15 protein-coding genes are annotated in these 17,386 nt (G+C 67.7%); 5 read left to right on the top strand and 10 right to left on the bottom strand.

Annotated elements, in window-relative coordinates; translation table 11 throughout:
- Positions 1–10: 10 nt before the first annotated feature.
- Genes ACSQ2F_RS16060 through ACSQ2F_RS16045 form a run of 4 tightly spaced genes read left to right on the top strand, consistent with a single transcriptional unit; the run spans position 11 to position 3,704 of the window.
- A complete protein-coding gene (locus ACSQ2F_RS16060; protein ID WP_436024572.1) occupies positions 11–1,009 on the top strand; it encodes a TRAP transporter substrate-binding protein in 999 nt (332 codons plus the stop codon).
- Between the two features lie 22 nt (positions 1,010–1,031).
- The gene (locus ACSQ2F_RS16055; RefSeq protein ID WP_436024570.1) at positions 1,032–1,865 is read left to right on the top strand and encodes a shikimate dehydrogenase family protein; all 834 of its coding nucleotides are present in this window, start codon (positions 1,032–1,034) and stop codon (positions 1,863–1,865) included.
- A gap of 16 nt (positions 1,866–1,881) precedes the next feature.
- Positions 1,882–2,802 carry a 4-hydroxyphenylpyruvate dioxygenase gene (locus ACSQ2F_RS16050; RefSeq protein WP_436024568.1) on the top strand — a complete coding sequence of 307 codons (921 nt, stop codon included), beginning with the start codon at positions 1,882–1,884 and terminating at the stop codon, positions 2,800–2,802.
- Positions 2,799–3,704: a sugar phosphate isomerase/epimerase family protein gene (locus ACSQ2F_RS16045; protein ID WP_436024566.1), complete on the top strand. Its 906-nt coding sequence runs from the start codon at positions 2,799–2,801 to the stop codon at positions 3,702–3,704. The genes ACSQ2F_RS16050 and ACSQ2F_RS16045 overlap by 4 nt, the downstream gene beginning before the upstream one ends.
- A 120-nt stretch (positions 3,705–3,824) precedes the next feature.
- Here the strand turns inward: ACSQ2F_RS16045 and ACSQ2F_RS16040 are convergent, their stop codons facing one another.
- The 5 genes from ACSQ2F_RS16040 to ACSQ2F_RS16020 all read right to left on the bottom strand — a co-directional run bounded on the left by ACSQ2F_RS16040 (position 3,825) and on the right by ACSQ2F_RS16020 (position 11,367).
- A complete protein-coding gene (locus ACSQ2F_RS16040; RefSeq protein ID WP_436024564.1) occupies positions 3,825–6,482 on the bottom strand; it encodes a M66 family metalloprotease in 2,658 nt (885 codons plus the stop codon).
- A gap of 500 nt (positions 6,483–6,982) precedes the next feature.
- The gene (locus ACSQ2F_RS16035; protein ID WP_436024562.1) at positions 6,983–9,154 is read right to left on the bottom strand and encodes a phosphocholine-specific phospholipase C; all 2,172 of its coding nucleotides are present in this window, start codon (positions 9,152–9,154) and stop codon (positions 6,983–6,985) included.
- Positions 9,155–9,164: 10 nt separating this feature from the next.
- Positions 9,165–9,731, bottom strand: coding sequence for a PEPxxWA-CTERM sorting domain-containing protein (locus tag ACSQ2F_RS16030; RefSeq protein ID WP_436024560.1), 567 nt, complete (start codon positions 9,729–9,731; stop codon positions 9,165–9,167).
- Between the two features lie 421 nt (positions 9,732–10,152).
- Positions 10,153–10,284 carry a hypothetical protein gene (locus ACSQ2F_RS16025; protein WP_436024558.1) on the bottom strand — a complete coding sequence of 44 codons (132 nt, stop codon included), beginning with the start codon at positions 10,282–10,284 and terminating at the stop codon, positions 10,153–10,155.
- 264 nt (positions 10,285–10,548) lie between these two features.
- Positions 10,549–11,367: a type IV pili methyl-accepting chemotaxis transducer N-terminal domain-containing protein gene (locus ACSQ2F_RS16020; protein WP_436024556.1), complete on the bottom strand. Its 819-nt coding sequence runs from the start codon at positions 11,365–11,367 to the stop codon at positions 10,549–10,551.
- 238 nt (positions 11,368–11,605) lie between these two features.
- On the opposite strand from ACSQ2F_RS16020, the gene ACSQ2F_RS16015 reads away from it, so the two are divergent.
- The gene (locus ACSQ2F_RS16015; RefSeq protein WP_436024554.1) at positions 11,606–12,592 is read left to right on the top strand and encodes an alpha/beta hydrolase; all 987 of its coding nucleotides are present in this window, start codon (positions 11,606–11,608) and stop codon (positions 12,590–12,592) included.
- 47 nt (positions 12,593–12,639) lie between these two features.
- Here ACSQ2F_RS16015 and ACSQ2F_RS16010 read toward each other — a convergent pair whose 3' ends face one another.
- From ACSQ2F_RS16010 to ACSQ2F_RS15990, 5 genes are all read right to left on the bottom strand, one after another.
- A complete protein-coding gene (locus ACSQ2F_RS16010) occupies positions 12,640–13,683 on the bottom strand; it encodes an SMP-30/gluconolactonase/LRE family protein (RefSeq protein ID WP_436024552.1) in 1,044 nt (347 codons plus the stop codon).
- A gap of 64 nt (positions 13,684–13,747) precedes the next feature.
- Complete coding sequence (locus tag ACSQ2F_RS16005; protein WP_436024550.1) at positions 13,748–14,749, bottom strand: Bug family tripartite tricarboxylate transporter substrate binding protein; 1,002 nt, start codon at positions 14,747–14,749, stop codon at positions 13,748–13,750.
- 407 nt (positions 14,750–15,156) lie between these two features.
- Positions 15,157–15,456: a DUF3325 domain-containing protein gene (locus ACSQ2F_RS16000; protein ID WP_436024548.1), complete on the bottom strand. Its 300-nt coding sequence runs from the start codon at positions 15,454–15,456 to the stop codon at positions 15,157–15,159.
- Complete coding sequence (locus tag ACSQ2F_RS15995; protein WP_436024546.1) at positions 15,453–17,021, bottom strand: PepSY-associated TM helix domain-containing protein; 1,569 nt, start codon at positions 17,019–17,021, stop codon at positions 15,453–15,455. The genes ACSQ2F_RS16000 and ACSQ2F_RS15995 overlap by 4 nt, the downstream gene beginning before the upstream one ends.
- A 65-nt stretch (positions 17,022–17,086) precedes the next feature.
- Positions 17,087–17,383: a DUF3649 domain-containing protein gene (locus ACSQ2F_RS15990; RefSeq protein ID WP_436024544.1), complete on the bottom strand. Its 297-nt coding sequence runs from the start codon at positions 17,381–17,383 to the stop codon at positions 17,087–17,089.
- Positions 17,384–17,386: the final 3 nt, after the last annotated feature.

Below are 17,386 nucleotides of genomic sequence, written 5' to 3'. Positions count from 1 at the left end.
AGCCCACCCCATGAAACGCTTCTTCATCAAAAGCCTGCTCGCCTTCACGACCCTGGCAGTCCTGGGCGGCGCTCATGCCCAGGTCCGCACGATCAAGTTTGCCAACCAGAACGCGAAAGGCCATCCGATCGTGCTCGGCATGGAGAAGTTCGCTGAACTCGTCGAGGCCAAGTCGGGCGGGAAGCTGAAGGTGAACGTGTTCCCTGGCGGCGCCTTGGGCAGCGACCAGGCCAACCTCTCGGCGCTGCAAGGTGGAACGCTCGAGATGGCGTCGATGAACTCCGGCATCTTCGCCAGCATCGTGAAGGACTTTGCCGTCTACGACTTTCCGTTCCTGTTCTCAAACACAAGCGAAGTCGCTGCCGTCGTCGACGGACCGGTGGGTCGGCAATTGCACGCCAAGCTCGAGGAGAAGGGCCTGGTCGGCCTGGCGTACTACGAGCTGGGATTCCGCCAGATCACCAACAGCAAGCGTCCCATCACGAAGGCCGACGAGATCGCGGGCCTCAAGCTGCGGGTGATTCCGAACCCGATCAACATCGACTGGGTGAGCGCCCTCGGTGCCAACCCGACGCCATTGCCGTTCCCGGAGCTCTACGCCGCGCTGGAACAGAAGGCGGTCGATGGCCAGGAGAACCCCGTCGCGACCATCCAGGGCGCGAAACTGTTCGAAGTGCAGAAGTACATGACGCTCACCAATCATCAGTACAACCCGCAGTCGGTGGTGATGAGCAAGAAGTTCTGGGATTCCCTGTCCGCGGGTGATCGCAAGATCGTCCAGGAGGCGGCCGTGGAGTCGGCGAAGTTCCAGCGCGAGCAGTCGCACGCCGCAGCCTCCGGCATTCTCGAAAGCCTGAAGAAGTCCGGCATGCAGGTGAACGAACTGCCACCGGCAGAGTTGGCCCGCCTGCGCGAGAAGATCAAGCCCGTGATCGCCAAGCACACCGCAAGTGTGGGTGAGGCCACGGTCAAGGCGGTCCTGGCTGACATCGAGGCAGCACGCAAGTAAACCGCGTCCGGAGCAGATCATCGTGATCAATGGCAGCACCGAGGTCATCGCCCACCTCGGCTTCCCTACGCACGCCTTCAAGGCGCCGCTGGTCTACAACCCGTACTTTGCCGCCGCGGGCATCAATGCCGTGGTGGTGCCCATGGGTTGCAGGGCCGAGCACTTCCCGAAGGTGCTCCGAAACCTGTTCCACCTCGAGAACGTGCGCGGCGCCTTGATCACCATGCCGCACAAGGTGAGCGTCGTCGAGCTGCTCGACGAGGCCAGCGCCGGCGTCCGTGTCGCCGGCGCGTGCAACGCCGTCCGGCGCACGCCAGACGGTCGACTGGTGGGGGATCAGTTCGATGGTGCCGGGTTCGTGCGGGGCATCGAGCGCAAGGGCCTGCAACTGGCTGGTGCGAGCGCCTTGGTGGTGGGTTGCGGGGGAGTCGGGTCTGCCATCGCCGCCTCGCTGGCCGCCGCAGGGGTTGCCCGCATCCAGCTGCACGACGTCAGTGAGCGATCAGCGCAAACGCTGGCCGAGCGGCTTCAGGTCCACTACCCGGCCGTGCAGGTCAGTCTCGCCGTCCCGGATCCCGTCGGGCACGACCTGGTGGTCAATGCCACGCCGCTCGGCATGAATGCGGGCGATCCCCTCCCGATCGACGTCACCCGCCTGGCGCCCGGCACGTTCGTCGGCGAGGTGGTGATGAAGACCGAGATGACCGCGTTCCTTCAGGCCGCCAAGGCGCGCGGTTGCACGGTGCAGGTGGGCAGCGACATGTTGTTCGAGATGATTCCGCCTTACCTCGAATTCTTCGGTCTTCCGTCCACGACACCGGACCGCCTGCGCGCGCTTGCGCGGCTGAACGACTGACCTTCAGGAGGTGCCCATGAGCGATCTTCTCCTCGATCCCGTGCGTGCGCGGGAGCCGCTCCAGCCCTCGTTCAGCGACGGGCAGAACCCGCTTGCGCTGAACGGCATCGAGTTCGTCGAGTACGCCACGTCCGCCCCGCAAGCGTTGGGACAGGTGTTGGAGATGATGGGGTTCCGGCCCGTGGCGCGGCATCGATCGCGCGAGGTGCTGCTGTACCGGCAGGGCGCCCTGAACATCGTGGTGAATGCCCATCCACCCGCGGGCGATGACGCGCCCGAGACGGTGCCCGCCGTCCCGACGATCAGCGGCATCGCCCTGCGCGTCCGCAACGCGCGCGAGGTGCATCGCCACGTCCTGGAGCGAGGGGCCTGGGACGCTCCGGCCCACCCCCTGCCCATGGAGCTCAACATTCCGGCGATCCACGGCGTGGGCGGCAGCCGGATCCATTTCGTCGATCGCCATCGGGAGCTCTCGATCTACGACGTCGACTTCACCCCGATCCCGGCCGTGGATCCACACCCCGCAGGCATCGAGGGCCTGCACTTCTTCGGCATCGTGCAGTACGTCGGCTTCGATCGCAGCAACGACTGGATCGCGTTCTATGAAGAGCTGCTGGGGACCGCACAGATTCCCGATCACCAGCGATTCGGGATCATGCCCGCGGGCCACCTGCTTCGGGCCCCCGCCACGGAACCGGGCAATGGGTTCATGCTGCAGCTCGTCGAGCCTCACCCCGACGCCGTCTCGCCCACCGAGCAGTTCCAACGCATCGGCCTCGGTGTGCCGGACGTGCTGTCCGCGGTCCGCACGCTGCGCAGCCAGGGCATGGAGTTCGTCGAGTCCGACGCGACGCACACCGAGCGCCGAGGCGCGCTCACCAAGACCTACCTTGGGGGCGTTGCCTTCGAGCTGGTGCAAAGCGAGGTGGCGCCATGAGCGCCAGCCGGTTGCTCGGCCCTGCGGCGGCCGGATTCGGCATGGACACCATCAGCCTGGCGGGCAACCTCGAAGCCAAGCTATCAGCCATCCGGGGCGCAGGTTTCGCCCAGGTCATGCTCAAGGCCAATGACCTTGTCGGCCACCCTGGGGGCTGGCGCGCGGCCGTGGCCGCCGTGAAGGACAGTGGCCTGCGGGGCACCGGCTTCCAGGTGCTGCGGGACTTCGAAGGCCTGTCGGGTCACTTGCATCACTACAAGCTCGACATCGCGAAGGCCATGCTGGAGATGTGCGCAGCCCTCGGTTGCGACGTGTTGCTGGCCTGTTCATCGACGTCGACCCACGCGAGCGCCGACCTCGACCACATCGCCCGAGACCTCCGAAAGCTCGCCATGCTGGCCATTCCTCATGGCATCCGCATTGCCTATGAGGGCTTGTCGTGGGGCCGCACCGTCAACGAGTACACGACGGCCTGGGACGTGGTGTGTCGAGCCGACTGCCCGAACCTGGGCCTGTGTTTCGACTCCTTTCACGCACTGGCGGCGCGAACGCCGCTGGAGAGCATCGATGAGTTGGATCCGAACAAGATCTTCCTCGTGCAGCTCTCGGACTTCATGTGGCAGGAGACGCGCACGTTCGAGGAGCGCATGGCCACCGCCCGCACCTTCCGGGTCTTTCCCGGCGAAGGGGTCCACACCGCCCAGGTGGTGGAGATGGTCAGGAGGCTCGATGCGCTCGGCTACGAGGGTGACTACAGTTTCGAGGTCTTCAACGACGACTATGTGCAGATGCCCTTGCCGATGGTCTGCGCCCGCGCTGCACGGTCAGCCGACTGGCTTGCCGGTGATGTGCTGAGCCGCGCCACGCCAGCCCCGGGCCAGCTCCGACTGCAACGCCGGTGAGCGGCAGTGTCCCTTGTCTGCCGTCGCGGACGGCAGACGGATGGGGCGTTGTCGCGTATGGCCGCTGCCGTTGCCGTTGCCGCTGCCGTCTCGATCGGAGGGCCAGGGCGGCGCCAGCGTTCAGGGACGTGGCGCGGACGCCGCGGCGTCGGCCCGCGCCAGCTTGTCGGCATGGATACCCTCGATCAGCGACAGAATCGGCCCCGCCTGGGTCTGCAGCCCGCTCCACTGCTGGTTCACACCGCCCGTGCAGCCATAGGTGATGAGCGTCCCGGTGTTGCCGGACAGGTTGCCGCCGTTCAGGTCGAGGCAGCGGCCGGCGCGACGGATGCCGCGTCCCGCATCGACCTCCCACACCTGCAGGTCATTCGCCAGGTCGCACGGCTGGAGTGCGACTGACTTTCCGCCGCCCTGATCGGTGAGACACAGGCCGAGCTCGGCTCGGCTGCGGATGCTGTTGTTTGCATCGAGGATCCACCGTTCCGTGGCAGCGCCGGTGCACAGCGAGCGCCCGGCCACGCGCACGGAAGCCGAGGCCACCTGGATGCAATTGCCGTTCGGCATCGTGATCGGTTGGCCGGCTGGTACGTGCGGCGTGGATCCGAGGCCGAGGCTGCTGATGAACGCGAGCAGTGCGGCTTGTGCCTCCGGCACGCCGTCGTTCAACGCGGTCGCGTGGAAGCTCATCCAGCGGTTCAGGCGGTCCGCCTGTTGCCGTTGCATGTCGTACCGAGCGGACTGCTGCTGTGCGGCCGGGCTCATTTCCTTCGCGTGCGCCGCATGGCTTTCGTACAACAGCCGATCGGCTGCGGACAGCCGGAGCACGGTCTTGTCGGCCAGCGCCTCCAGGGCGGCCTGCAGGCGAGGCAATTCCACCTGGCGCAGGGCGCTGTAGCCGGCTTCCTTGCCGACGACGACGGGCGCAGGCATTGGAGGCAATCCCTGCGGGATGTCCAGCGTGTAAAGCGTGTCGATCGCCTGCGAGGGCGTCTGGCAGAGGAGCTTCACGTTCGACGGGCTCTCACTCTGGGCGAGGTTCACGTGCAGCTTGTTGACCAAGTTGGCTTGCATGCGCTTGCCGGCCAAGGCGATGCGCTGCCGGGCGCCTCTCGCGAAGCTGACGTCCAGCCAGCACTGGCGAGGCTCCTGTGTGTCGACCGCCTGAGTCGGCAGTGGGAAGACGTTGCCCCAGTTGCTGCGTTGCGCCGGATAGATCAGCGCCTTGTTGGTCTCCGGGTCGTAGCCGCCGAGCAGCGTCACGACGGGAACCCCGTGCAGGCGGGGCGCAAGGAACTTGCCGTTGGCGCTGTTGAACCAGACGGTGTCCTGCTTGGGCACTGTCGGGGCATGGGCTTCCATGGCCCGGGTGGCGGCGTTCCACTTGGTGTAGCCCGTGGGCGATGCGGCCGACGGTACGGGCTTGTCCAGGCTGGGCTGGATCGCTTTCTGGGTGCTGCGGCCGGTGTAGTGGGTGTAGGACGACAGGGCGCTGGTGAAGTCGCCGCCGGACATCGCGTCGGGGGCGAAGCGGTACTGCCCGTCGAAGACCGGCACGCCTTGCAGGCCGCCGGTGATGGCCCGGTTCCACAGCAGGTTCGCCCGCATGCGCTTGCGGTGACCGATGTAGCCCCAGCCGCTGTCGTGGTGGTGGGCGGCGAGGAAGTAGTCCTCGCCGACCTGGCCGGGGTAGTGGCCGAGGCCGAAGTGGTGCCCGATCTCGTGGCTGAACTCGTTGCCGCGGCTGGTCCAGAGAGTGAGGATGCTGTTGCCCCCGCTCAAGCCGTGGCTCTGCGTCCCGTTCGTGTAGACGCCACGCGCGTGATGTGCCACCACGCTCTGGAACACCTGGGGCTGCTGCTGTGACTGCATGCCTGAACTGGTGACGCCATAGTTGGCGAGGTTGATGCCCACGCTGAAGGTGGACTTCGCCACGTCGGCGCGCATGTCGCCGCTGTACACGTCGCCCGTGGTCGCGCTGGCGGTGTCGTAGATGACGCCGGACGAGACCATGACCCGGCGCAGCGTCGCGTCTTCGTAGTGGGCGGCCGTGAGGCGCGCGACGGGGATGGTCTGGAAGTAGTCGGTGGCCGCGTCGGCCGGATGGCTGCGGAACCAGTGCGCCGCCTCGTTGTCTTCCGGCTCTACCAGCATGCCGAGCCTGATGCTGTGCACGACGAGTTCTGCGGCCGCGGCGAAATCGATCTTGGCGGCCGCGAGTCTGCCTTCGCGTTGCCGGTCGTCGGTGACTCGAAGCGCCAGTCCCGGCGTCACCCAGTCCCAGGGCAGCACCACGCTCCACGACCGGGCCGAATACACGAAGTCAGGACGCCCGTCGGTGTTGGCTTGGTCGGAACGCGGCATCTCGCCGGGAGGCCGCATGGCGAGGGCCGCCTGCGGCACGCCGTTCACGGTCACCTGCACGTTGAGTGCGTCGACCGGACCGAGCGACGGGTCGGGCGTGATCAACAACAAGGCCTCGCGCTCCATCGTGAGGGTGGGCATCTCCTTGGCCTTGTTGCCCGACGGATCGATCGTGTGGCTCTGGGCGAACTGCACCATCGCAGGCAAGTTGCCGTCGAGGTCGCTGCGCACCGAGCGCGGCTGGCCGGACTTGTCCTTGTCGTAGTAGCCGGCCGGTCCGGGCGGAAGGTGCTGGGATCCCACGGGTTCCGCATACGCACTGCCGGGCCCCGCGGTCGCCGGGCCCGACGAGTCGGCCCCTCCGCCGCAACCGACCAATGCGGCCATGCCGAACACCCAGGCGGGCGCGTGTTTCAAGCGGGAGAACGTAGGGGACGGCGATGGCAAGGGGGTACTCCGTGGTGCTGGCTGCTGAAGGATTGCGTTGATGGGCTCCCGGACCGGTACGGCCGCTCAGGGCGGCTCACCGATCCGAAGTGGAGTCCGTCAGGTCTCGCGCTGGTCAACGCATCGAGGATTGTTGTCGTGCGCCCGGCGCGGAAGCTCGATCGGTTGCCAAGCTTTACCAACGATTGGCAGCGTTGCGGCAGCGTTTCGACCATGGATGCTGGTGCCGTCCGAGGGCTGACCCTTTGCATCGCTTCTTGTCGCAACGGGGGGCAGCGAAACGGTGGCGTACGCTTGTCCGGCGCACGGCCGGTTCGGCGTTTCAGGGGCGGATGCCCTGAAGGGCCGAGCCACCGCGGGACGAAGGAGTGGCCGCGAGAAGGCGTTCGGCCGCGGCGTCGCCCCGCCCCCGCGCGGGCTGACGCCCCGCGACGAGCCGGCGCCGCTCCCGCGGCGCGCGGCTCGCGAACTCAGCCGATCACGCGGAACTGCTCGGCCTTGGCCGCGCCTTCCATCGCCGGATCGCTGATGGAGGCCTGGCCGGTCTCGACGTGTCCCGCCAAGCGGCGAAGCCAGTCCGCCTGCCCCATCACCTTGACCGACACGTCGTACCAATGGGCCGACTGGGCCACCGGCAAGCGCACGGTTGACTGGCTGCGGGCCGGCACGGTCACCGTCTGCACCGGCACCGCGAGGTACTTGTTGTGCGTGACGGTGAAGGTGACGGCAACGGGTCCGCTGTTGGTCAGGGTCAGCGAGAGTTCGCCGTGCTGGGCCTGGGCCTTGGCGACAACGTCCGGGTTGGGCTGGCCCGCCGCGGCCACGCGCCGCGCATTGCCAGCGAAGTGCCGGTGAAAACCGTTGGGGCCAAGCACCCAGAGGTCGTAGGCACCGCTGAGCGCAGGTGTCCAACGCCCTTGCAGCTGCTTGCCGGCCTCGACCGTGTAGCGCCGGGGGACGGCGGACAGGTTGAGGCGGTCATACACATGGAACACCGCCGCCGCACGGCCGGTGTTCTCGAACAGCACCTCGACGCGGCTGCCGTTCAGGACCGGCCCGGGCACGACCCGGGCGGTTGCCTGCAGGTCATAGGGCAGGGGGCGGGCGGGCCGCACGCCGGGCTGCTGCACGGGCAACGACACCGCGGCGGGCGCGGCGGGGGTGGTGCGGGCGGGCAGGGCGCGGGCGCGGTTGGCGAGGGCGACGGTGTCCGGGAGACGGTCGAAGAAGGCGCTGTCTTCGGGGTCGGCGAAGTTGAAGCAGGAGGTGAGGTCACCCGCGACGGCACGTCGCCAAGCGCTGATGTTCGGCTCCATCACGCCGAAGCGGGCTTCGATGAATCGGATCACCGACGTGTGGTCGGCAACCTGCGAATTGACGAACCCGCCCTTGCTCCACGGCGACAGAACGTACATCGGAACGCGCGGGCCCATCCCGTAGTTGCGGTGCAGGTACAGCGGCGAGGCACCGTTGAGGATCTCGCAGTACTCGCCGGTGGTGTCGACGGTCGAGGCGCCCGCGAAGGTGACGCCGTCCGTCGTCGACGGTGCGGCCGGTGGCGGCATGTGGTCGAAGAAGCCGTCGTTCTCGTCGAAGTTGATGAACAGCACCGTCTTGCTCCAGACGGCCGGGTTGGCCGTCAGCGCATCCAGCACCCGGGCGGTGTAGTCGGCGCCTTGTGCGGGGCTCGACGGGCCGGGGTGCTCGGAGCCTTCGGCGGTGGCCACGATCCATGAGACCTGCGGCAGCTTGTCGCCGAGAACGTCTTCCTTGAGCTTGTCGAGGTCACGGGTGGAGATGCCGCGGTCCTTCAATTGCTGGGAGTAGCCCGGCCGGTTGAACCAGCCGTCGCGGAACACCTTGAAGCCGGCCAGCGAGTTGTCGGTGAAGTTGTCCGCCATGTTCTGGTAGACCTGCCACGAGACGCCTGCCTGCTGCAGGCGCTCCGGGTAGGTGGTCCAGGTGTAGTCGTCCGCAGGGTTCTCGTTGAACCAGTCGTGGCTGTTGTCCGTGGACGGGCCGTTGCCGCGACGCAGCGGGTCGTTGGTGCCGGTCCACAGGAAGAGGCGGTTGGTGTTGGTGCCGGTCTGCGAGGCGCAGTAGTACGCGTCGCACACGGTGAAGGCGTTCGCCATTGCGAACTGGAAAGGAATGTCCCGCTCCTGGTAGTACCCCATGGAGTGGTTCTCCTTGGCCGCCGGCCAGTGGTCCATGCGGCCATGGTCCCAGGCGGCCTGCGCGTCCGTCCACGAGTGCGGCGTACCGCCCACGCGCATGACGCCGAAGTTCTGCACGGTGTTCAGGTGGAACGGGGCGATGGTGAGCGGCAGGGTGCCCGGCTGCGTCGGCTGCATCCAGACCGACTTCGCCTTCAAGACAGGCGTGTCGGCGCGCGGCACGGGGAACGGGTCGGCGAAGCCGCGCACGCCGTTGAGCGTGCCGAAGTAGTGGTCGAAGGAGCGGTTTTCCTGCGTGAGGATGACGATGTGCTCGACGTCCTTGAGGGTACCGGTGCGCCGGTTGGCGGGAATCGCGAGCGCACGGGCGATGGCAGGCGGAAAGGTGGTCAGTGCGGCCGCGGCACCGGATGCCGTGGCCACGGTGCGCAGGAACTGGCGGCGTTCAGGAGTGGGGTGGGTCATCGTGGTCTCCTCAGGCGCGGCGGCGGCGAGCGGCAACGCCGACGAGGCCGAGCCCGGCCAGCAGCAGGGCGGTGGTGGCAGGCTCCGGCACGGGGCTGCCGAAGGTGAAGTCGTCCATCACGAAGTTGGCGGGGTCGTTGCTGCGCACGAGGACACGGTCAACGAGGCCGGCGTACCCGCTCGACAGGAAGCTGGAGTTTCCGTTCAGCGCCAGCGCGGCGGAGGAGGCCACCTGGGCTCCCTGGAAGTACAGGTCGAAGGTGACCGATACACCTTCGAATCCGGCGAACCATGCGCCGGCGAAGGTGTCGGGCTTGGCGAAGCCGATCGCGCTGGTCTCCGTGCTGCCGTCCCAGCCGAGCGTGGCGCGGTAGCTTCCCGAATGAGCCGAGAAGGGCGCCTGGTCTCCGCCGAAGTTGAACCAGGTGCTTGTCGACCAGTCCAGGCCCCCGTAGCTGGACGGCACGAGACCGTCGGCGCCGAGGTCATCGAAAGTCAGTACGGTGGCCGATGCGAATGGCGCGCCAAGCGCGAGTGCGGCCGCAATGACGACGCGGCGCAGGATGAACTTGCCCATGGAAACTCCTGTGATGTTGTGGTTCGCGTCTCGCCGGCACAGGAGGACGCGCCCCCGGCGCCGGGGCGCATGGGCATCATGGGAAGCGGGAGTGACAGGGCAGTGAAGGGAACGTGTCAGCGTAGCTGACCCCGCCGCGCGGGTTCGCGAGGCGGCCGGGGAGCCGGCATGCCGTGTGGCACGAGCGCGCTTGGTGCACGGCGACGGACGGAACCGGGTCGGGCGCGATGCCGTGCTCGGGGGCCCTGCGTGCCTCGGCTTGGGTCAGGGCGCTGGCTCGTCGCTCGATGAGCGGTGGTCGGCGGGCAGTGCGGCCCGACAACCTGGAATGCGTACAGGCCGCGCGGGGCCATGGCCCGGTTCCTGTGTGCCCCTGCTGAGCGTGCGCTCAGTCGGCGGGCCTACTTGGAAAAGCGCCGGGTCAGGCGCGTGCTTGGCGCAGCAACTGGGCCAGGCGGGGGTCATTGGCTTGCCAGCGGCCGATTTCCAGGCTGGTCCAGACGCGGGCTGCAACGACGACGGCGACAAGTGCGGCAAAGACGATGAATTGCATGATGGTCTTTCTTGGGTTGGTGAAAGAAGTATAGGGTTTACCCTGTGAGTCATGCAATGACTTTTTCACGTTATGGCCGTGTGTTGCGTATTATGGGATTCGAGATGTTTGACCTCTTCAGCTGCGATGCGTCGATGCAACCCGTGACCCGGCGATGTTCCCGCCGTGGCAGCTCGGCCCGGCGGGTCCCCGCGTCGGGCGAGCATGGTCATCGAGGTCCCTCGCGTCACGACGCGTCGACGACCTTCAACCGGCCCTCCGGGTTCAGCCGAGGACTTCCTTCAGTGCCGCGTCATAGAGGCCGGTGAGCTTGTCCATCACCTCCAGCAGCCGTTCGCTGGTGGTGGCGACGGCTTCGAGGCCGCGGACGTCGGGCTTGCGCTGCAAAGCGGTATCGAAGAACAGCCACTGCGCTTCTCCGAGTGCCAGTTCGCTGCGGATGGCCGCGGTCGACACCGGTGCAGCGGCCAGCGTGGCGAGCGCCTGCTTGAACTCGGCGGCGTCCGCCTGCATGCTCTCCTGGGCGCCCTTGCTGCCCAAGCCGGCGGCCAGCAACCCGTAGTTCTTGGCAAGGCGCTGCGACAGCATGCGCTGGCGACCCGCCGTGTTGACGAGGCGGGCGGTTCCGGCCTTGCCCAGCTTCTCGAATGCCAGCGTTGCGGCGTCAGCGGCGGCCAGCATGCGGTCGGACTGCTGCGCAACGGCAGCGACCGACTCCTTCGTCGGCGGCAGGTCCGCGAGGCCGTCGAGGGTCTGCGCGTGCTTGCGCACCTCCGTCAACAGCCGCGCCACGTCGGCGGGCCACTGCCCTTTGTCGAGGTCGGCGAAGCCTGCCTGCATCTGCTGGCGGGCCGATGCCAGCGCCGCACGCGAGGGTCCCGGAAGCACGTCGAGGTGGATCTGGCAGTAGGCCTTGGCCACGCGCTGCGACAGGGCACGGAAGCGTGCCACCCGGTTGATCGCAGTCGACACCGCCATCTGCGCATGGGCAGGAAGCGCGGGCAACAGCATCGCGGCGGCGAGCATCTGGACCACGGCGCGGCGGTCGCGCTGAGCGGCATGGCGATTCTTGAGGGTTTTCATCGGTGGACAAAAGATGGCTGCCCGGATAGGGCGTCGGCGATTCTGGTCGCCTCATCCCGGGGCGCTTCTGACAAGCATCAACAAAGGTCTCGGCCTGCGTTCGATGACGGGAAGGCGAGGGAATTTGTGTGCAGGAAGGCTGATGCGGGTGCGGCACGGGGCAGCTCGCGGCGCCCCGTACCATGGGGGCCACGCGAACCACAACAACGGGCTTGCCACAGGCGCCCAAGGGAGAGACATGAAGGCCGTCCGCACGCTTGCGTTCTGTGCATTCGCCATCGTCGGCACGGTGGCGGGCGCGATCGTCCTCGGCACGGCCGAGGCGCCGGCCCCGATGCGAAGCGTCGTGGATGTCGCCAAGGCGGTCGACCGCACCGGCATGCCCGAGCTGTCGCACTATCCGGCGCGAGACGGAACCTTGCTCGCATACCGCGCCTATCCCGTCCCCGGGAGCACACAGGTGGCCCTGCTCTTTCACGGCTCGTCGGACAGCAGCATGGGCATGCATGCCGTCGCGAAGGCGCTGCAGCAGGGTGGTGTCTCCGCCTACGCACTCGACATCCGGGGCCACGGGGGCTCGGGCGTCCGTGGTGACATCCACCATGTCGGTCAGCTGGAAGAAGACGTGGTCGACGGGGTCACGCAACTTCGGCGGAGCCATGCCGACGCGCGGTTCTTCGCGGTGGGGCATTCGTCCGGCGGAGGGTTTGCGCTGCGCCTTGCCGGCACCCCGGCGACGGCTGAACTATTCGATGGCTTCGTGGCCACGGCGCCGTACCTTCACTACCGTGCCGCGACCAGTCGGGGGGCAGAGGGCGGCGGGTGGGCTCGGCCCTTCAAGCCGCGCATCGTCGCGCTCACCGCGCTGGAAGCCGTGGGGCTCGATGCCCTCGGCGGCCTGCCCGTCATCGCATTCGCGCTGCCGCCCGAGGCGCCGGGCACGCACACCTATTCGTACCGCCTCTTTCGCAACTACGGTCCGCACACCGATTTCGTGGACGACGTTCGACGCGGGGATCGCCCGTGGGTGGTGATCGCCGGCACGGCCGACGAAGTGTTTCGGGCCGAGCACTACGCCCAGGCCTTCGAGGCGGTGAAGCCGCTCGTTGCGGTGCAACTGATCGAGGGACTGGGCCACATGGCCGTCGTGTCGCACCCGACCGCGCTGCAAGCCATTGTCGGCGCCGTTCAAGCGCTGGGCGCCAAGGCAGCAGCCGGCCGGTGATCCCGGCGGCCGCAGTGGGGCGTCACGCCCTGTTCGGCAGGCTCGCCTCAGGCCGCGCCCTGAGTCTCCACATGCAGCGCGTAGAGCGAGTGGCAACTGGCCATGAACAGTCGGTTCTTCTTCGGGCCGCCGAACACCAGGTTCGCACAGCGCTCCGGCAGGCGGATGAAGCCGATCGGGGTGCCGGCTGGGTTGAACACCATCACGCCGTCCAGCTCTTCCGATCGGGCGCCGGCAGAGCCATTGCTGCCCCAGCCGCACCAGAGATTGCCATCGACGTCCACCTTGATTCCATCGATGGCCGCCGGACCATTGGCGTCGATGAACTTCGTGCGGTGGGACGCCCGGCCGTCCGGGGTCACCTCGTAGCGCCAGACGATGCGGTTCGGCTGGGCCCTCGACTCCACCACGTACAGGAACTTCTCGTCGGGCGAGAACGCGAGGCCGTTGGGGCCCTGCAGTTCCGTGATGACCGGCGCCAGCCGCCCGTCGGTGGCGATGCGGTACACCGAATGAGGCAGCTCGGGCGTCGCCTTCTCGCCCTCCCAATGCCCGCCGATGCCGAACGGCGGATCGGTGAACCAGAGCGAACCGTCGCTGCGACAGACGATGTCGTTGGGCGAGTTCAGCCGCTTGCCCGCATGGCCGTCGGCCAGCACGGTGATGCGACCGTCATGCTCCGTGCGCGTGACACGGCGGCCCAGGTGCTCGCACACGACGAGCCGCCCCTGTCGGTCGCGCACCATGCCGTTCGAGTGATTTGCGGGCTGGCGGAAGACGCCGAAGCTCCCGGTCGCCTCATCGAACCGCATGATGCGGTTGTTGGGGATGTCGCTCACCAGCAGGTAGCGCCCGTCGCCGAACCACACCGGCCCTTCGGCCCAGCGCATGCCGCTCCCCACCTGCTCGAGCGAGCTGCTGTAGATGCGGTATTTGGCAAAGGACGGGTCCAGGATCTGCACCGCCGGGTCCGGGTAACGGGCGCTCGGCCTGAACTCCACGTCATGAGCGGTTGCCGTGCCGGCGACGGCCGCTGCGCCGGTGCTGGCAGCAGCGCGCAAGAAGGCGCGGCGTGATTCGTTCGAAGACATGGGTTCTCCTTTGAGGGCGCGGGTCGAGGCGATCGACGGGCGGCTCGGCGAGCCGCCCGCTCCCTCATTCGAGCTTCAGGCCGGTGCGCGTGACCAGGGCCGCCCAGTTCTTGCGCTCTGTCTCGAAGAACTTGCCGGCGTCCGGCGCGGACATGGTCGACACCTCTGCGCCTTGGGCCACCAGCATCTCGCGCACCGCGGGCAGGCGGATCACGCGCAGCAGTTCGGTGGAGATCTTCTGGACGACCGGTGCAGGGGTCGACGCGGGGGCGACCACCCCTTGCCAGGTGCCCGACTCGAAGTTCGGGAGCGTCTCGGCGATGGTGGGGACCTGTGGAAGCAGGGGCACGCGGGTGGGCTTGGAGACGGCCAGCACCTTGAGTCGCTTCGACTGCACGAAAGGCAGCGTGGCCAGCATGCCGTTGATGAGGATGTCGGTCTGGCCCGCGATCGTGTCGTTGATCGCCTGCGATCCGCCCTTGTAAGGCACGTAGACCCATTGCCCGCCGGTGGCCTCCTCGATCATCTTGCCGGCCAGGTGCGGCGCGCTCCCCATCGCCGTGACGGCGAAGGTGAGGGGCTTCTTCTTCGACAGCGCGATCAGTTCGGGCAGGGTGTTGGCCGGCACGGAAGGGTGCACGACCAGCAAGTGAGGTGAGTAGGCGAGCGTCGCGACGCTGCGCAAGTCCCGCGACGGGTCGAAGGGCAGCTTGTAGAGCGCCGGGCTGATGGCCAGGGCACGCACATCGCAGAGCAGCAGGGTGTGCCCGTCGCCCGGGGCCTTGGCCACCAGGTCCGCGCCGATGTTGCCGTTCGCCCCGGCCTTGTTCTCGACGATGACGTTGGTGCCCAGCGCCTCACCCAGCGGCGTGGCGATGCTGCGCGCAATGATGTCTGACGAACCGCCCGCGGTGTAGGGGACGACGATGCGGATGGGCGCACCGGCCAGCGACGGGCCCGGGGCCGGCGATGGCGCCGCCGCGGCGTTGCGGCTGGCGCCGAGGGCGGCAAAGGCGGTGAGGCCGAGGACCGTCTGGCGACGGTTGAGGAGGGAAGAGCGGTTCATGGCATGTCCTCTTTGGTTGTACGACAACGTACGTCCACCGCAGGTTAGCGCGGAGTGGCTCGTGTGGACCCTCGGGTAAACACTGTGCGGTTTCACACGTTACCGGGGGGGTCGCCGGTTCGATGGGATTGCCGAGGTGCTCGAGTTGTCTGATGACGTGACATGGGCAACGCGCCGGCCCAGGTAGACGGCGCCGACCTCGATGTCGATGTGAAGTCATCCGGACAGCGAGCCGGTCGTCTCGTCCTTGCGATGCGAATAGACCCCTGCCCGACTTGGAAATGATCACAAGGATGACCAGAAGATGGACCGCTACCAGGCCAGCGGCTGCACCTGAACAGGCCTCCGCTCGATGCAGTGGCGCTGCAACGGCGTCCGGAGGTGCTGCGCTCCTCGGCCCGTGACGCTCAACGCTGCCGTTCGCGATCGTGCCGGAGCAGGCGCTTCGCGAGCACGAGGCCGCCACCCACAGCGCCGGCGGCGAGGCTGGTGTGTCCGGCGTAGGTGACCAGGCCGAAGGCCCATCCTCCACTGCCGACGGCTACCCAAAGTGCCGTGGCGAGCGTCGCCCACCCTGACACCCGGGCGACGCGGGCCAGCCTGCCGGGCCACACGCCGCCGGTGAGTTCCTCCTGCTGCCGCTGCGAGGCCAGCGCAAGGCCGGTGAACCCGGCCAGGCTGAGAAGGGCTATGGAGAGGTGACTCACGCCGGCTTCCCGTCCATGGTTGATGCAACGCTCTGTGCCGCCCCTTGACGGCCGCGCTCGGCGCCGGAGGAAACCGGACGGGCGGCGCGCATCGCGAACGCCGCGTGCAGCGCGGCGAGGGCCAGGCAGGTGAGTTCCATGCCGACGAACACCCAGTCGCCTTGGATCACGCTGTGCCACAGAGCGCGCTCTGTTGTCAGCGCGCTCACCACGGGCAGCAGCGCGAGCAAGAGGGCGGCAAGGCCCATCTGTTCGACCCAGGCTTGACGTGCCGGACGCAAGGTGGCGTGCAGACCCATCAACGCCCACGCTGCAAAGAACAGGTGGATCTCCCAGGCGGCGCGGTCCGCGAAGGATGTCGGCAGCAGGCGGTTGCCCCAGAGGAAGGCCGTCATGGCGACGGACAGGCCTGCCAAGGTGGCAATGTTGAGCCGTTCGACGACCCGGAAGCCAAGGTGGGGTCGGGCCGGGTCAGCCAAGCGGGCACGGCGCTTCACGGTCCACAAGACCAGGCCGGTACCTACCATGGCGGTGCCGGCGAGGCTCACGAGAAAATACAGCCAGCGCGTCACCGTGTCGGCGAATCGGCCCAGGTGCAATGCATACAGCACACCGCGCGTTTCCGCTGCGACACCGACGCGGTCCTTAGTCTCCAGCAGCCGACCGTCCTTGCCGTCGAACAGCATGTACTGCGGGCTCTGCGAGACGCGGCCGTGGTCGCCTCGAACCACGACGATGCGCGCCGCTGCATCACCCGGATGGTTGACGATGACGCGTCCGACGCTGCCCGCTCCCCAGCGCGCCTGTGCCTCGAGCACCACGGGCGCCAGGGGCGTGAGTGGCGCGGTGATGCCGCTCGGCTTGCCGGCGGGGATGAACGCGGTTGTTTCAGCCGCCACGCCTTCGCGGGCCGGCCGCTTGAAGGCGGCATCGCCGCCCCAGGGCATGTACATGATCATCATCGTCACCAGGCCGGAGTAGGTGATCATCAGATGGAAGGGCAGCCCGAACACCGACAGCATGTTGTGCGCATCCAGCCAGGACCGCTGTCCCTTGCCGCCCCGAAAGGTGAAGAAGTCGATGAAGATCTTCTTGTGGGTGATGACGCCGCTCACGATCGCCACCAGCATGAACATGGCGCACAGACCTGCGATCCACCGTCCCCACAACGGCGGCATGTAGTGCAGGTTGAAGTGGAACGCGTAGAAGAAGTCGCCCCCGCGCGTCTCGCGAACGGTCAGGCGGTCGCCTGTTGCGGGATCGAACGTGCCGTTCTCGAAAGCACGCCGACCCGGTCCCGGCTTGCGCCAGAACGCGTGGGCCACATTGCTTCTTGCGTCCGGTGGCGTGATGCTCCATTGCGGGCTGCCGGCGGCGGCCGTGGCCAGGTGCGCCGCGACGCGCTGCACCACCTGCGCGCTCTCGGGGACGACCTTCTGCGCGGGCAGTTCAGGGCGCATCCACTGGGACATCTCATCGCGGAAGTAGGCCGCGGTTCCGGTGAGGAACATCGCGTACAGGACCCACGCGGCCAGCAAGCCCGACCAACTGTGAAGGTCGGACATGGTTTGCCGGATGCCCCGCGGCCGGAGGACGCGATGACCAGCGTTGACCACGCCATGTTTGGCCGTCATGCCGCACTCCCTTGCCAAACCGGCCAGGCGGCCAGCAACAGCGGCATGGCGGCAACGGCCAGTCCGGTCCATGCCCGCCTCGCCGAGCGAACGGCGAACACCCAGACCACCGCGCCGGCGTAGATCGCAAAGCTGGCCAGCATGCCGACCAGGACCGCCTCCGTTCGGGGCAGCGGAAGCGAGACGGCGGCCACCGAGGCCGCCGCAGCAAGCCCGTACCCACCGAAGACGGCCGCGATGATGCGCGAGGCAAGCGGAAGACAGGCCGCGATGACGCTCAGGCGATGGTCCACGAG

Source organism: Rhizobacter sp. LjRoot28 (assembly GCF_964253025.1).
Classification (GTDB): domain Bacteria; phylum Pseudomonadota; class Gammaproteobacteria; order Burkholderiales; family Burkholderiaceae_C; genus Rhizobacter.
The sequence above is the reverse complement of the archived record's forward strand: the minus strand, read 5'-3'. Positions and strand labels throughout refer to the sequence as shown.

Coding starts and splice junctions, on each gene's coding strand:
- ACSQ2F_RS16045 (WP_436024566.1), top strand. CDS start 2,799: ATGAGCGCCAGCCGGTTGCTCGGCCCTGCGGCGGCCGGATTCGGCATG.
- ACSQ2F_RS16035 (WP_436024562.1), bottom strand. CDS start 9,154: ATGACCCACCCCACTCCTGAACGCCGCCAGTTCCTGCGCACCGTGGCC.
- ACSQ2F_RS16020 (WP_436024556.1), bottom strand. CDS start 11,367: ATGAAAACCCTCAAGAATCGCCATGCCGCTCAGCGCGACCGCCGCGCC.
- ACSQ2F_RS16060 (WP_436024572.1), top strand. CDS start 11: ATGAAACGCTTCTTCATCAAAAGCCTGCTCGCCTTCACGACCCTGGCA.
- ACSQ2F_RS16030 (WP_436024560.1), bottom strand. CDS start 9,731: ATGGGCAAGTTCATCCTGCGCCGCGTCGTCATTGCGGCCGCACTCGCG.
- ACSQ2F_RS16005 (WP_436024550.1), bottom strand. CDS start 14,749: ATGAACCGCTCTTCCCTCCTCAACCGTCGCCAGACGGTCCTCGGCCTC.
- ACSQ2F_RS16010 (WP_436024552.1), bottom strand. CDS start 13,683: ATGTCTTCGAACGAATCACGCCGCGCCTTCTTGCGCGCTGCTGCCAGC.
- ACSQ2F_RS15995 (WP_436024546.1), bottom strand. CDS start 17,021: ATGTCCGACCTTCACAGTTGGTCGGGCTTGCTGGCCGCGTGGGTCCTG.
- ACSQ2F_RS16050 (WP_436024568.1), top strand. CDS start 1,882: ATGAGCGATCTTCTCCTCGATCCCGTGCGTGCGCGGGAGCCGCTCCAG.
- ACSQ2F_RS16025 (WP_436024558.1), bottom strand. CDS start 10,284: ATGCAATTCATCGTCTTTGCCGCACTTGTCGCCGTCGTCGTTGCAGCC.
- ACSQ2F_RS16015 (WP_436024554.1), top strand. CDS start 11,606: ATGAAGGCCGTCCGCACGCTTGCGTTCTGTGCATTCGCCATCGTCGGC.